We start from the raw sequence: 14,853 nt of genomic DNA, 5'->3' as shown, positions 1-14,853 counted from the left end.
ATACTTAGTAGATTTAAACAATGATGGAGAAGTAGATAATGATACTTCAGCATGTTATGAAACAGCAACACTTACATTACAAGTAAACCCAATGCCATCGTTTACATTAGAACCAGAGTATTTATTATGTATTAATACTAATGGCAGTGAAATCGTTAACTCACCAGTTGTAAACACAGGATTAGATCCTGCATTATATACTTTTGAATGGAACTTAAACGGTACAGTGCTTCCAGGAGAAACGGCAGAGTTTATAGAGCCAACAGAAGGCGGTACCTATGGTGTTGTAGCAACAGATATTGCAACAGGATGTTCAAGTATTGAAGTGAATACTTTAGTAACAGTAAGCGAACCACCAGTAGTAACATCAGAAATAACAACACTAGCCTTTGCCGATCAACACGATGTTGTAATTACCGCAACAGGAACAACAAGTACTTCAATAGCAGTATACGAGTTTAGTATAGATGGCGGAAGTTGGGAACTAGGAACGTTAAATGCAGCGGGAGAATACACGTATACTTTTACAGATATCGAAGCTGGAGAACACACTGTAACGGTAAGAGACACGATAGGTTGTGGAGAAACAACAATACCAGTTATGGTTATGGATTACCCATTATACTTTACGCCAAACGGCGATGGTTACCACGATACATGGAATGTTTACGATATTGGAACACAGCCAGACGCAGTAATTTATATATTCGATCGTTATGGTAAACTCTTAAAACAATTAAGTCCAACAGGCGCAGGATGGGATGGAACCTACAATGGTAACCCAATGCCAACAAATGACTATTGGTTTACTTTAGAGTATAGAGAACCAAGCAGTAATGCTAAGAAATCTTTACGTAGCCACTTTACGCTTAAGAGATAAATAGTAATACTAATTATTAAATAGAAAAGCCTGAACAAAAGTTCAGGCTTTTCTATTTAGAATATAAGATGTGACTTAATTTAGGAGCAACTTAAATAAAGAAGTGTTATTAAAACAAAACGCCTGAAGATATCTTCAGCGTTTTGTTTATTTTTTAAATGAAGGGAGTATATTATTTTACAGCAATCATACTAATTTCAACATTAACAGACTTTGGCAACTTTGCAACTTCTACAGTTTCTCTAGCAGGAGCAGTAGCCTCATTAAAATACTCACCATAGACAGTGTTTATAGCTCCAAAATTATTCATATCACTAATAAATATAGAAGACTTTATTACATTTTCAAAAGTCATGTCTGCAGCAGCTAAGACTGCTTTCATATTTTCCATAACTTGTTTTGTTTCAGTTGAAATATCATCTAAAACTAATTCACCTGTTTCTGGATGTAAAGCAATTTGTCCAGAGGTGTATAAAGTGTTTCCGCTTAATACAGCTTGATTATATGGTCCAATAGGAGCAGGAGCTTTGGTAGTTGTTATTATTTTTTTCATCCCAGTTTTTTTTCACTATATAAGATTATTTTATATAGTGGTTTTTATTATGTTTTTTAGACCCGAACCTAGCAAAGCATATAATGTTTACTAAAGTCCTTGATCTGGCTTAAGACGTTTTTCGTATTTTAAATCCTTTAATATACTAGATTTTATACCAATAAAGAAATTCCAAGAACTTCGGCTACTAAAAGGTATCCAACTAAAATTCATTCGCCAACTCAGTAAATCTCTAGCAAAACGTAATTGCGTGTAAGAGAAACCTTGATTTTTAAAATCGTATCCAGAAGAGGCTCCAATACTCCATTTAGGCGAAACTTCAATATCTCCAGAGAACATTAACGAATGCGAAGAAATTTCATCTTGACGTTGAGCATTAGAATAATTTACAGCATATGCTAAACGTAGATTCCATGGCACACTATAGTTGTAAAGGTCTCCAAGTTCTTCCTCTTCCTTTTCATCATCTTCATCATAACGTTGGTCTGCAAAATCCTGTGACCTACCAAATAAATCATCATCACGACCACCACTATCTAAAGTTTCTGTACGGCTACGATCACTAGTTTTAGACTTATTATCGTTGCCTTTACTATTTAAACTATAACCAAGAGTTAGGTTAGCACTTGTTAACCTAAATAAGCTTCCTCCATTAATAAGGTTAAACTCATCAATTTTTGTGTTATTATTATCAAGAGCATAAGGGTCTAAAGTTGCTCCAAAATTCACGTTCATTTTGTTATCAAACAATTGTGTTCCTCCACTCATTCTCACAGGACTAAAACGTAAAGAGTCTCCTGCTAAATTATACGAGGTTGAAAAGTTTAAATTGTTTAATAGAACAATTTTTTTCGCCTCGGTTTTTGTACTGTCCTTATCTCTAACTTTAGCTTCAATATTATTACTTAAAGACAAACCTATTGAGCTAGAGTAGGTTTTATTAGGAGCTCCAAATAAGCTGCCTTCAAAACGCGAGAATTCATCTTCACGTATAGTTTCACCATCTATATCTGTAACTTCGTAAGAGTCGTAATACTTATCGAAAGCTGGATTAATGTTGTAGCTAATACTTGGACGCATAACATGTCTAATTGCTTTTATTTTTTTGTCTTCGCCTTCAGATTCAAAATTAAACTGTCCGTATACTGTAGTACCAATACTAGCTCCAAAATTATAAGTTCTATAAGCGTCGAAACCATTAAGATCTTCTGTTACTGTTTGGCTAGTTTCGCTATCGTAATATCTATCTATGGTATTTAATGTCCATGCTTCATCAAAACTTGCATTAGCACTCACACTAAAATAATTAAAAACCTTAAAGTTTGTAGTAATAGGGATAGAGTGTTTCATACCTATTTGAGCATCATCAAACATTTCACTTTTAAAGAAAAGAGAATCTGTTGTTTGAATACGGTTTTCTCCTCTAACGCTATATTGTAAATTTATATTTTGAATAATCCCTTTTTTAGAACCTACTTTAGGGGCAAAAGGATATATACGACCTACACTAGCTTGAAGAGTAGGTAGCGTTAAGTTTATTTCTTCGGTTTGCGTATTTTGAGAGTGTGTTGCAGTTAAACTCATATTAACCTGTGGTTCGCCATCAAAAGTTTTAGAATAAGATACAGAAGATGCTAAGGTGTTATTTAAAAAACTAGCTGTATTTACTTGATTTTGTGATTGCTGATAGTAATTACTACTACCTAAGTTAACAGAAGCTGAAAATCTAGAACTTGGGTTAGATTTAGAATCTTGACTGTGAGACCAACGTAGATTGTAAACTGTACTTTTAGCATATTCTGGAAAACCACGTTCGCTTGTAATTAAGTTCTCGTATCTAAATCCTAAACGACCATTATACTTATAACGTTTCTTATAATTATTTTCCAAACGTAAACCATAACTACCGTTGGTGTAGTAATCTCCTAAAACAGCTAAATCTACATAATCGCTAATAGCAAAATAATACCCACCATTCTGTAAAAAATAACCTCTATCATTTTGCTCTCCAAAACTAGGAAAAATAACACCCGAAGTTTGTTTTTTACTTAAAGGAAAGAATGCGAAAGGAACAATAATGGGAGTAGGTACGTTATAAATAAACATTTGCGCAGAACTCGCTACAATTTTTTTATTAGGAACAAGTTTCGCTTTATCTATTAAAAAATAATATTCAGGATCTTCCTCGTTTTCGGCTGTAGTAATACGCATTTTATTTAAAAAATAAACAGAATCGTTTTCTTTTTTAGAACGCTCAGACCTAATTTTCATACCGTCTTGTTCTGTATTAGAATTAAAAATAATGGCCTTTTTATTTTTAAAATTAAAAATCATAGAATCAGGTTCTATAACATTATCTGCTTGTTTAAATACGGGACGTTGAGAATATTCTCCAATAGAATCTTTTATTCCTGTGGCATAAATTAAATCTTTACTGTAATCTATTATAATAGAACCAGCAGTAATTTCCATATCAGTATAATTTACCTCTGCTTCATTATATAAATACATCTTTTGCTCTTTTCTATTAAAAGCATTATAATCTGTAGCTTTATAACTTACAGTAGCTTGTAAAAGAGCTGGTTTTGGTTTTATAGAATCATTTTCTGTAGAGTCAGATTCTTTTAAGGTGAGTAATTGTTCAGCAGGAAGAACAATAGAGTCGTTAAGCTTAGTGGGCGGTATAACAGTTTTAGTTTCCTTGTTAACAGGGACTTCTATACTTTTATCTTCACTTTCAACTTGAGCAAAGCTAAAAGTGTTTATAAACACTGTAAAACTTAGGGCAAAAAGTATGTGGATTCTATTTGTATGCAATGTTTTGTATGTATTTTTGCTAAAGTATGGCTCGATATTTGAATTCACAAAATTACATATATTTTTTATGATTAATTTATCATAGTCTATATAATTTAAAAATCCATACTAAACACCTTTAAAATTTGTTATATCACTATGCAAACGAGACTAAAAGTACTTTTCGTATTAATTATAATAACATTAACACTACCTCTTTCTGTTAATGCACAGACAGAATCTAATAAATTTATTGTGGTTTTAGATGCTGGGCATGGTGGAAAAGATCCTGGAAAACCATCTAAGTATGGTTACACGGAAAAAGAAATTGCTCTAAAAGTTGTACTTGCGGTAGGTAAAGAACTTGAGAAAAATAAAGATATTGAAGTTGTTTACACACGAAAAACTGATGTTTTAATAGATTTATTTCAAAGAGGTAAAATAGCAAATAAAGCAAATGCCGATTTGTTTGTTTCTATACACTGTAATGCACATACCTCTCAAGCTTATGGATCCGAAACTTATGTTTTAGGTGTGCATAGAAATAAAACGAACTTTGATGTTGCTAAAGCGGAGAATGAGGTTATTTTTCTTGAAGAGGATTACGAACATAACTATAATGGTTTCGACCCTAATTCTCCAGAATCCTTTATAGGCCTTACTTTAATGCAAGAACAATATTTAGACCAAAGCATACAACTAGCAAGTTTAATTCAGCAAAATTTTACTTCAAAATTAAAAAGAAAAAATAGAGGTGTTAAACAAGCGGGTTTTATTGTTTTGCACCAAACGGTAATGCCAAGTGTTCTAGTAGAAACCGGATTTATTACAAACACATCAGAAGGTAAATACCTTAATTCTAAAAAAGGTCAAGGTGAATTATCTGTTGCAATTGCAAAAGCAATCGAATCATATAAAAAAAGTGTTGATCAAAATTTTGTAGCTACCGAATATATTACCGAAGAAGAAACCATTATTCCTTCCGAAGAAAAAATTATACCAAATACTATTTTTAAAGTTCAAATTGCAGCAGCTTCAAAAAAACTAGAACCAAAATCTTATAACTTTAAAGGGTTAAAAGAGTTGTCAAGAGATAAAGAAGGTAAATTGTATAAGTATTTTTATGGTTATACTTCAGATATTAATAAGATACAGCAAATGCAAAAGGTTGCTAAACAAAAAGGGTTTAAAAGCGCTTTTATTGTAGCTTATAGAGATGGTGAGCGCATTAGTTTAGAGAAAGCCTTAAATAGTGGCACCAAATAGAGCTATTGTTATTATATTTATTTTATTTTTGTTACCAAATTAAACACTTTCAATTTGAAAATATCAAGAGAAGTCAAAACAGGCATATTAGCTATTACAGGAATCGTTCTATTTATTTTTGGTTTTAGTTATTTAAAAGGTAATAACCTTTTAGAAAACTCTATAACCGTATATGCTAAATACGATAATGTAGAAGGTTTAAAGCCATCAACACCAGTCACAATTAATGGGTATGCTGTTGGTAAGGTCTTAGATATTTATTTTGAAGATGAAAATTCTGGTACTCTAATTGTAAAAATGGATATTGATACTGGTTTTAAATTTTCTAAAAACAGTAAGGCCGAATTATTCCAAAACGGATTTATAGGAGGTAAAGAGGTACAAATTCTTCCAGCTTATGATAATGCCGAAAACGTAAAATCGGGTGACTATTTACAAAGTACTATTAAAGAAGGTATGATGGAATTAGTTAACGAACGTTTAACGCCATTACAAGAAAAAATAGAAAAAGTAATGAGTGAAACCGATACACTTTTAGTCGGTTTTAATAATGCTTTCGATGCTAAAGCACAAGCAGACTTAAGAAACAGTATTGCTGGCTTAAACACAACTGTAGCGAGCTTTAATGCTACAGCAAAATCCTTAAATAGTTTAATAGATAATAATAAATCCAAATTAGATAATACGCTTACTAATTTCGAAACTACATCTGGCAATCTAACTACAATGACTAATAAATTAGCTCAAGTAGATATTGTTAAAACAGTAGAAGATTTACAAGCTACCATTAAGAAATTCGACAATTTAATGGCAAGTGTAGAAAGCGGAGAAGGTTCTATTGGAAAGTTATTAAAAGATGATAAATTATACAATAATCTTGAAGGTGCTTCTAAACAAATGGAAGAACTACTTGAAGATATGAAACTAAATCCTAAGCGTTATGTACATTTTTCTTTATTCGGAAAAAAACCAAAACGTTACGATTCAGACGGAAATGAAATAGAAGAAAAGAAATAAACTAACTAACAGCCAAAAATGAATTATTTACCAAACATACTATTTGCCATTATCCTTATAGCAGGCATTGGTTATTTTGCCAGCAATGTCAAAAAGTTATTCCGAAATATTAAATTAGGAAAAGCTCAAGAGATTAACGACAATAAACCACAACGTTGGAAAAACATGGCTATGATTGCTTTAGGACAAAGCAAAATGGTTAAACGTCCCGTTTCAGGATTTTTTCATATTATAGTATATGTAGGTTTTGTAATTATAAATATTGAAGTTTTAGAAATTATAATCGATGGTCTCTTTGGTACGCACAGAATAGGTTCTGAAATTTTACCAGAATCAGTCTATGGTTTTTTAATTGGAACATTCGAAATACTAGCAACCCTAGTATTTATAGCAGTTGTAATCTTCTGGATTAGAAGAAACATTATAAAACTTAAACGTTTTATGAGTGCTGAAATGAAAGGATGGCCTAAAAACGATGGAAACATTATTCTATATTTTGAAATGGTTTTAATGACCTTGTTTTTGGTAATGAATGCTACAGATGTATCATTTCAACTAGCAAACTCAGGAAATGTAATTAGTCAATTCATTTCGCCCTTATTTGGTGACAACCCAGAAACCTTACATATTATAGAAAGAGGCGCTTGGTGGTTGCATATAATAGGTATATTAATATTTTTAAACTACCTATATTTTTCAAAGCATTTACACATTTTATTAGCATTTCCAAACACGTATTTTGGTAAACTAACGCCTAAAGGACAGTTTCCTAATAACGATGCGGTAACAAAAGAAGTTATGTTAATGATGGATCCTGACGCAGATCCATACGCAGCACCAGCAGAAGATGCAACCGATGAGCCTCCAGTTAAATTTGGAGCCAGCGACGTGCAAGACCTAAGTTGGTTAAACTTACTAAATGCCTATTCTTGTACAGAATGTGGACGTTGTACAAGCGAATGTCCAGCAAATCTTACAGGAAAAAAATTATCTCCGCGTAAAATAATGATGGACACCAGAGACCGTCTAGAAGAGGTAGGTAAGAATATAGATGCTAATAAAGGCGTATTTGTAGACGACGGAAAGCAATTATTAAACGATTACATTACACCCGAAGAACTTTGGGCTTGTACAAGTTGTAACGCTTGTGTAGAGGCGTGTCCAATAAGCATCGACCCATTAAATATCATTATGGAAATGCGAAGCTACCTTGTAATGGAGGAAAGTGCGGCACCAATGGAACTTAATAATATGATGACTAATATTGAGAACAATGGAGCACCTTGGCCTTACAACCAACAAGATAGATTAAAATGGAAAGACGAGTAAAATAATATATTGGGCGTTACCTAAAGGTCAGGCTTTCCGCTATATCTTTTTTTAAGAAAAAAAAGGATGCCGCATCAATCCTTAACGCGGGAATACTAACTATTAAGTTTTAGCATAGAAACAAATAAAAAAACGAGTAACAATGAAAAATACACATAAATACACACTAATTTTTGTGCTATTTCTATGTTGTACACTAGTTTCTGCTCAAGGTTTTAAAAAAGATTCGTTACAAATAAAAGCCTATACCGAAATTGAGTATAGAAATGGAGAAGCGTTAAATATAAAATTAAAAAAAGTATTTTGCGATTACTGTTCTAAAAACCAATTAGACTTAATAGGAGAAGATGCAATAAGGCGTACGGATAGCGAAAAGAACGATCCAAAGAACAAATTAAAAGACGGCAAAAAAAAGATAGCAGTCTATATAAGAATAGCAAAAACAGATTTTGCAGGTATAAAAGAAGACGAATAGTCAATATTAATTAAGATTTTAAAAAAAAACTAAGAAGCTAATAATTTTCATTTTGTTAATAACGAAAACTATTTTGTTGTTTATTATTCAAACAGGAAGTTATCAAGTAGCAGAGTAGTAGAAAATAGAATTTTCAACTCAGGGTTTTTTATTAATATTTTTTAAAGACATTGGTTTCTATTTATTATAAAGAAAAAGAAAATAAACAAATAATCTCGTAAGCATGAGCGAACAACTAATAGTGCCAACAATGGCAGAAATGATGGCAGAAGGTAAAACACCAGATATTTTATTTTGGGTTGGTTCTGCTGGAAGTTACGACGATAGAGCAAAAAAGATAACAAAAGCATTTGTTAAAATTTTAAACAAAGCAAAAGTAAACTTTGCTGTTTTAGGTACAGAAGAAAGTGCAACAGGAGATTTAGCTAAAAGAGCAGGAAACGAGTTTTTGTTTCAAATGCAGGCTGTAATGAATATTGAAGTGTTAAATGGCTATGAAGTAAAGAAAATAGTAACCTGCGATCCACATTCTTTTAATTGTATAAAAAACGAATACCCAGGTTTAGGAGGTAATTATGAAGTATTACACCATACACAGTTTATAAAAGAGTTAATAAACTCAAAGCAACTAGAGATTAAAGATAGCGATTACAAAGGGAAACGTATTACTTTTCACGATCCTTGTTATTTAGGTAGAGCTAATTCAGAATACGATGCGCCAAGAGATGTATTAAACAGTTTAAATGCTACATTGCTAGAAATGAAACGTAGTAAATCTACAGCTTTATGTTGTGGAGCAGGAGGTGCACAAATGTTTAAAGAACCAGAAAAAGGAGATAAAGACATTAACGAGCTTCGTACTGAAGATGCTTTAAAAACCAAACCAGATATTATTGCAACAGGTTGTCCTTATTGCATGACTATGATGTCTGACGGTGTAAAGGTTAAAGAAAAAGAGAACGAAATTAAAGTTATGGATATTGCAGAACTTATAGCGAGTTCTCAAAATTTATAATATGCAAAGAGAGACAAAATCTTTAAAAGCAATTATTAAAACGGGAGTATTTAGTGGTTTGTTTTTTGCCACCTTTATGGCTGGATTTGATTATTTGTCAAAAGATCCTTTTTCTATTTTTAAATTTATATTTCACTCACTTTTTTTTGGGTTATTTATGGCTATATCTTTTAGACATAATTATAAGAAAAAGAAATGATTACACTAAGTGAAGAATAAAAGGAAAGGATTTTATTTAGTTTTAAAACCATATTTTAAACTTCTATTTCTATGTATTTCCTAAATGGATGCAGTTGCAAAAGAATAGCACTTTAGTAAAGCCTTATTCTTTTGTGTTAACGTTTTTATTTTATACGGGACAATTGTTGGTTATTTAGTTTTTAAAAATAAGAAATAAGAAGATTAATTATGTTCACTAACCTAGAAATAGATATCGACACAATTCCTAAAGTAGAAAGCGTTAAGCTTATATCTATTTCTAAACGTTATTTAAAAATACTTTTTATAAATATTTGCATTCAATATGTTATTCTATTCGGAGTTGTAATCTTGGTAAAAACCTTCTTAAGAGAAGAATGGGTCTCTAATGTATTTTGGTATGTAATTACTGTTTTATCTCTAGTGTTTGTATTGCAATGCATCTTTAGTATTCTAAGTTTTAAAAAACGTGGTTATGCATTAAGAACTCAAGACATTATATACGCCAAAGGTTTACTAAACTACAAAAAAACAACAGTCCCTTTTATTAGAATTCAACATCTAGAAACCAAGCAAAGTTTTATTGCTAAGAAATTTGGCTTAGCATCACTTCATGTTTATACAGCAGGTGAATCTGGTGGAGATTTATCCATTAGTGGTTTAACTTTTGAAGAGGCTACCAGAATAAACGAGCTGTTAACTACCAAGATTAATTAGGTGTACGATTTTAAAAAACCATCAAGACAATCTATTCGAGGTATTGCCATACTTTTTGGATTTAATAGTTATAAAATTATTAAAAGCCTATTTTTGCTAATTGCGGGTTTTTCCTATTATTTAATAAAGGGCGAAAAGGTATTTGGTCTATCAAAATATCAAGCCTTTTCTGCGATTGCAATTATTTTTTTATTCATTTTATTACGATCGGTACTTGAGTTTTTAAATTTTAAATTTCATATTTCTGGAGACGATTTTAAGCTTTCAAAAGGTATTTTAAATAAAGAGGAAATAACAGTTTCTAAGTCAAAAATTCAAAATATCTATATTAGGCAAAACATTCTTCAGCAAATAATAAATGTTGTACAATTAGATATAGAAACCGCAGGCGATGCTAAAGCCGAAGTTAAGATTACTGCTTTAAGTAGAAATAAAGCTAAGGCACTTAAGGACGAATTATTGTTAAATATAAACTCTATTAGTACAGAAGAAGCGAGTAATGAAACTGAACAAGGACAACATATATACTATAGAGCCTCCATTAAAAAATTATTATTAGAAGGATTTAGTGAAAACCATATTAAGAGTTTTTTAATTATAGCAGGATTTATTGGAGGATTATATTCTACTTATGAAGACTTTATTGATGAGCTAAAATTAGGTGATAAAATTGAAGTATTAATCACACAAAATGAGAGTTCTATTAGCGCTTTAATATTTATAATTTTTGGAATTTTAATAGTGACCTTGACGATTTCAATACTTTTTTCAATTTCAAAAACTTTTCTACTTAATTATGATTTACAAGTTATTGAGCATAAAAAGACGATAGAAATTAAAAAAGGATTATTTAATAAAGTTGCAATTATTTTATCGCCTTCAAGAATTCAAAATATAGAAATAGAAAACAATAGACTAAAGCGTTTCTTTGGTTTAAACACCTTGCGTATAAAACAAGCAATGGTAGACAAAAAGTTACAGAAACATTTTTCAATTATTGGTTTGGATCAGTTGCAAGTAAATTATTTAGTTGAAAAACTCATGCAACCGTTTTCTATAACTTCTAAAAAAGAAAAACCAGAACGGTATTACATTCGTATTTTAATATTAACTGCCTTAATACCAATTGCACTTTTTAATTCCATCGCTTTTTTTGTATTAGAAAATCTATTTTGGATTATTAACTTTTTTGTAATACCATTACTTTCTTTAATGATCTATTGGAAATACAAGAAGTCGTATTACACATTAAATAATAACCTATTAGTGGTTGGAGGAGGTTCAATTTCTACATTAACTGAAATACTTGAAATACACAAAATACAAGCGGTCGCAACAAAGCAAACGGTATTTCAGAAATTAAGAAACATTGCAAGTGTTGAAGTTTACACAGCTTCAAAGGTTACTAAAATTATATATGTAAAAGAAAGTCGTGCAAATGAAATTGTAAACTTCTTATTATATCAAGTTGAATCACAGCGCAAAGATTGGATGTAAAGTGCTATTTTTGTACTATTAAATATTAAAAAAAAATGTTAGTAGAATTCAATACGTTACCAGAACACTCTAAAATCTGGATATATCAAGCCAATCGTTCTTTTTCTGAAACAGAATTAGAGGAAATAGGAGAGAAATTAAAGGTTTTTATAACCAATTGGACAGCTCATGGAAGTGACTTAAATGCAGGTTTTGATATTAGATACAAACGTTTTATTATCCTTGCAATAGACCAAGACACTCAAGCTGCAACTGGTTGCAGTATTGACGCTTCTGTACACTTCATTCAGCAATTAGAAAAAGAATATTCAGTAGATTTAATGGATAAAATGAATGTTTCTTACAAACAAGGAGAATTTGTTGCTTATAAAACTTTAACAGATTTTAGAGCCATGGCTAAACAAAAAGCGGTGTCTAAAAATACCATCGTTTTTAATAATTTAGTTACAAATATCGCTGAGTTAAATGAGAATTGGGAAGTGCCTGCTAGTGATAGCTGGCATAATAGATTTTTAAACTAATTCATTTACAATAACCTTTCTTTTAATATGCTTATGGATAACGAAATCTTCTTATTAAATATTTCAGGTCAAGATAAACCAGGATTAACATCAAACTTAACAGCTGTATTGGCAGAGGCCGGTGCAAAAGTTCTTGATATTGGACAAGCCAACATTCACGATACTTTATCGTTAGGGATACTTTTTGAAATACAATCTGGTGCAAATTCTTCTCCTGTTTTAAAAGATTTATTATTTAAAGCTTACGAATTGGGTATTCAAGCTAAGTTTACACCAATTACACTACAAAATTATGAGAAATGGGTATCGCTTCAAGGTAAGGACCGTTACATTATTACAATTTTAGGAGAAAGACTTTCTGCCGAACAGATCTCTAAAGTAACAGAGGCTATTTCAGAAAAAAACTTAAATATAGATGCTATTAAACGATTAACAGGAAGAACTTCACTTGTTAAAAAAGACGCGTATCCAAGAGCATCAATAGAGTTATCTATTCGTGGTGAAATTGAGGACAAGTCTGCGTTAACTGAGAAGTTTATGGAGATTTCTAGAGAATTAAATGTTGATATTGCTTTTCAAGAAGATAACGTTTATAGACGTAATAGACGTTTGGTATGTTTTGATATGGATTCTACATTAATTCAAACCGAAGTAATAGACGAGTTAGCCGATTTGGCAGGTGTTGGAGCAGAGGTAAGAGCAATTACGGAATCTGCAATGCAAGGTGAAATTGATTTTAATGAGAGTTTTAAAGAACGAATGAAACTACTTAAAGGATTAAAAGAAGATGTTCTCCAAGACGTTGCTTTAAATTTACCAATTACTAAAGGAGCAAGACGTTTAATAGACACTTTAAAGAGCTACGGGTTTAAGACAGCTATTTTATCTGGAGGATTTACTTATTTTGGTCATTACCTTCAAAAAGAATTAGGCATTGATTATGTGTATGCAAACCAGCTAGAAATTATAGATGGAGAACTTACAGGTAACTACCTTGGTGAAATTGTAGATGGTAATAAAAAAGCAGAATACTTAAAAGAAATCGCAGATAAAGAAGGTTTAAACATTAACCAAACTATTGCCGTTGGTGATGGAGCTAATGATTTAGCAATGTTAAATCTAGCTGGATTAGGTATTGCTTTTCACGCAAAACCTAAGGTTAAAGATAATGCACAAAGTTCAATATCAAGTATTGGTTTAGATGGTGTATTGTATTTGTTGGGTTACCATGATAAGCATATTGATTTGTTGGAGTAAGTTAAAATTAACGAGATTAATTTTAATAACAAATAATTATGAAACATAGAATAACCTGTCTTTTAAAAAACACACTCCCATTACTATTTCTTTACATTGTAATTTCATGTAACAATAAAAAAGAAGTTAATGAATTTGAAGTCATCATTAAAACTGATGCAAAAACAGACTCCTTGTCAATGTATCCAAGTTTTGTTAGTAAAAAATTTCTTGATACAACTTATCCTTTTTTATTCAAAAGTGCTATTAAAAATGGACTTGTTAACTTCAAGGGAAAAAAACTTTCACATCCAATTATGTTCGATTTACTAGTTGATGGAGATGGGCTTTCCGAAAAGTTTTTTATTGATAATGGAACTACCGAATTAACAGTAAGTTTTCTAGATAAAGATAAAAAAGTTATAATAAATTCTAAAACGAAATCTAAAGCACAAAAAGAATATGAATCTCTAAAAAAAAACGGATTAGATTCTATCGAATCTTTGTATAAAAAATCAGTTGGACTTGTAAAAGAAAGAAGGCGATTTTCTGCTATAAGAGATACTATGATAGTTGATTTCTTAAATGATAATCCAGATTCATATGTGCCTCTTTGGTTAATGACTAATTACTTCTCAAGATTTGGACTTAAGTATAATAAATTATATGACCAATCATTGAATTCTTTTTCTGAAGAAATTAAAAACACGGAATTATTTAAAAAATTAAGTACTAGCATAGATGAAACAAGAAAAAAATATTTCCTTAATAACAAAATAGCTCTAAAAGACTTTGATTTAGAATTTGTTAATTTTGACCTAGGTAATATAAATGAAAATAAATATATATTGTTAGATTTTTGGTACACTAACTGTAAGCCATGTTTAGAAGAAATGCCAAAATATATTCCTCTCTATAACAAGTACAAAGATAAGGGCTTTGAAATAATTAGTATTTCAGTTGATAAGACTAATAAAATTCAAAGATGGAAAACGCTAATAAAAGAAAAAGGTTTTAATTGGTTACATTATTTAGACGAAAATGGAACAGAAACAATGAAATTAAATATCATCAGTTTTCCTACTACTTTTTTAATTAGTAGTGATGGTAAAATAATAGAAAGAGATATTAAAGCAGAAAAGCTAGAAACATTCCTAAACTCTAAATTAAAATAATAAACGTTTTTTATAAATATTTTTGTCGCTATGGCTCTAATAAACATAATGTTTTCAAATTTAAAAAAAGTAGTCTAGTCCAGATTTTAAGTTTTTCTTTAATGATTACTCACATAATCAGGCGTTTATCTTTAGTGCCTCTAGAAAAATTTAACTACTTATTGTTTCAAATACCAGT

Annotated in this window: 13 protein-coding genes; 11 read left to right on the top strand and 2 right to left on the bottom strand. The window is 30.7% G+C overall.

What is annotated here, in order from left to right; all coding sequences use genetic code 11:
* On the top strand, nt 1-880 hold an 880-nt coding region (locus ASC44_RS02650), incomplete at its 5' end, for a T9SS type B sorting domain-containing protein (RefSeq protein ID WP_083476227.1).
* A 172-nt stretch (nt 881-1,052) separates the two neighbouring features.
* On the opposite strand, the gene ASC44_RS02645 is transcribed toward ASC44_RS02650, so the two are convergent.
* Nucleotides 1,053-1,433, bottom strand: coding sequence for a Rid family detoxifying hydrolase (locus ASC44_RS02645; RefSeq protein ID WP_055446067.1), 381 nt, complete (start codon nt 1,431-1,433; stop codon nt 1,053-1,055).
* 90 nt (nt 1,434-1,523) lie between these two features.
* Nucleotides 1,524-4,298, bottom strand: coding sequence for a putative LPS assembly protein LptD (locus ASC44_RS02640; RefSeq protein WP_169787487.1), 2,775 nt, complete (start codon nt 4,296-4,298; stop codon nt 1,524-1,526).
* A gap of 90 nt (nt 4,299-4,388) precedes the next feature.
* On the opposite strand from ASC44_RS02640, the gene ASC44_RS02635 reads away from it, so the two are divergent.
* From ASC44_RS02635 to ASC44_RS02585, 10 genes are all read left to right on the top strand, one after another.
* Nucleotides 4,389-5,495, top strand: coding sequence for an N-acetylmuramoyl-L-alanine amidase family protein (locus ASC44_RS02635; RefSeq protein ID WP_055446065.1), 1,107 nt, complete (start codon nt 4,389-4,391; stop codon nt 5,493-5,495).
* A 54-nt stretch (nt 5,496-5,549) separates the two neighbouring features.
* The gene (locus ASC44_RS02630) at nt 5,550-6,512 is read left to right on the top strand and encodes an MlaD family protein (RefSeq protein ID WP_055446064.1); all 963 of its coding nucleotides are present in this window, start codon (nt 5,550-5,552) and stop codon (nt 6,510-6,512) included.
* 18 nt (nt 6,513-6,530) lie between these two features.
* Nucleotides 6,531-7,841: a 4Fe-4S dicluster domain-containing protein gene (locus tag ASC44_RS02625; protein ID WP_055446063.1), complete on the top strand. Its 1,311-nt coding sequence runs from the start codon at nt 6,531-6,533 to the stop codon at nt 7,839-7,841.
* A gap of 142 nt (nt 7,842-7,983) precedes the next feature.
* Nucleotides 7,984-8,316 (top strand): hypothetical protein, encoded by a 333-nt coding sequence (locus ASC44_RS02620; protein ID WP_152973251.1) that lies wholly within the window; start codon nt 7,984-7,986, stop codon nt 8,314-8,316.
* 223 nt (nt 8,317-8,539) lie between these two features.
* Nucleotides 8,540-9,331: a (Fe-S)-binding protein gene (locus tag ASC44_RS02615; RefSeq protein ID WP_055446062.1), complete on the top strand. Its 792-nt coding sequence runs from the start codon at nt 8,540-8,542 to the stop codon at nt 9,329-9,331.
* Nucleotides 9,332-9,739: 408 nt separating this feature from the next.
* The gene (locus ASC44_RS02605; protein WP_055446060.1) at nt 9,740-10,246 is read left to right on the top strand and encodes a PH domain-containing protein; all 507 of its coding nucleotides are present in this window, start codon (nt 9,740-9,742) and stop codon (nt 10,244-10,246) included.
* Complete coding sequence (locus tag ASC44_RS02600; RefSeq protein ID WP_055446059.1) at nt 10,247-11,743, top strand: PH domain-containing protein; 1,497 nt, start codon at nt 10,247-10,249, stop codon at nt 11,741-11,743. It abuts the gene before it with no gap.
* 35 nt (nt 11,744-11,778) lie between these two features.
* Nucleotides 11,779-12,264, top strand: coding sequence for a hypothetical protein (locus ASC44_RS02595; RefSeq protein WP_055446058.1), 486 nt, complete (start codon nt 11,779-11,781; stop codon nt 12,262-12,264).
* A gap of 33 nt (nt 12,265-12,297) precedes the next feature.
* The gene (serB, locus tag ASC44_RS02590; protein WP_055446057.1) at nt 12,298-13,521 is read left to right on the top strand and encodes a phosphoserine phosphatase SerB; all 1,224 of its coding nucleotides are present in this window, start codon (nt 12,298-12,300) and stop codon (nt 13,519-13,521) included.
* A gap of 38 nt (nt 13,522-13,559) precedes the next feature.
* A complete protein-coding gene (locus ASC44_RS02585) occupies nt 13,560-14,675 on the top strand; it encodes a TlpA family protein disulfide reductase (protein WP_055446056.1) in 1,116 nt (371 codons plus the stop codon).
* The last annotated feature ends 178 nt before the right edge of the window (nt 14,676-14,853 follow it).

Origin of the sequence: Lacinutrix mariniflava (assembly GCF_001418015.1) — a bacterium.
In the GTDB taxonomy this organism is placed as follows: domain Bacteria; phylum Bacteroidota; class Bacteroidia; order Flavobacteriales; family Flavobacteriaceae; genus Lacinutrix; species Lacinutrix mariniflava.
Note: the sequence above shows the minus strand (reverse complement) of the source record. Positions and strands in the feature narration are given on the sequence as shown.

What these genes read in the sequence shown, in the direction of transcription:
- ASC44_RS02645 (WP_055446067.1), bottom strand. Translation starts at nt 1,433, where the DNA reads ATGAAAAAAATAATAACAACTACCAAAGCTCCTGCTCCTATTGGACCA.
- ASC44_RS02585 (WP_055446056.1), top strand. Translation starts at nt 13,560, where the DNA reads ATGAAACATAGAATAACCTGTCTTTTAAAAAACACACTCCCATTACTA.
- ASC44_RS02635 (WP_055446065.1), top strand. Translation starts at nt 4,389, where the DNA reads ATGCAAACGAGACTAAAAGTACTTTTCGTATTAATTATAATAACATTA.
- ASC44_RS02595 (WP_055446058.1), top strand. Translation starts at nt 11,779, where the DNA reads ATGTTAGTAGAATTCAATACGTTACCAGAACACTCTAAAATCTGGATA.
- ASC44_RS02605 (WP_055446060.1), top strand. Translation starts at nt 9,740, where the DNA reads ATGTTCACTAACCTAGAAATAGATATCGACACAATTCCTAAAGTAGAA.
- ASC44_RS02615 (WP_055446062.1), top strand. Translation starts at nt 8,540, where the DNA reads ATGAGCGAACAACTAATAGTGCCAACAATGGCAGAAATGATGGCAGAA.
- ASC44_RS02625 (WP_055446063.1), top strand. Translation starts at nt 6,531, where the DNA reads ATGAATTATTTACCAAACATACTATTTGCCATTATCCTTATAGCAGGC.
- serB (WP_055446057.1), top strand. Translation starts at nt 12,298, where the DNA reads ATGGATAACGAAATCTTCTTATTAAATATTTCAGGTCAAGATAAACCA.
- ASC44_RS02620 (WP_152973251.1), top strand. Translation starts at nt 7,984, where the DNA reads ATGAAAAATACACATAAATACACACTAATTTTTGTGCTATTTCTATGT.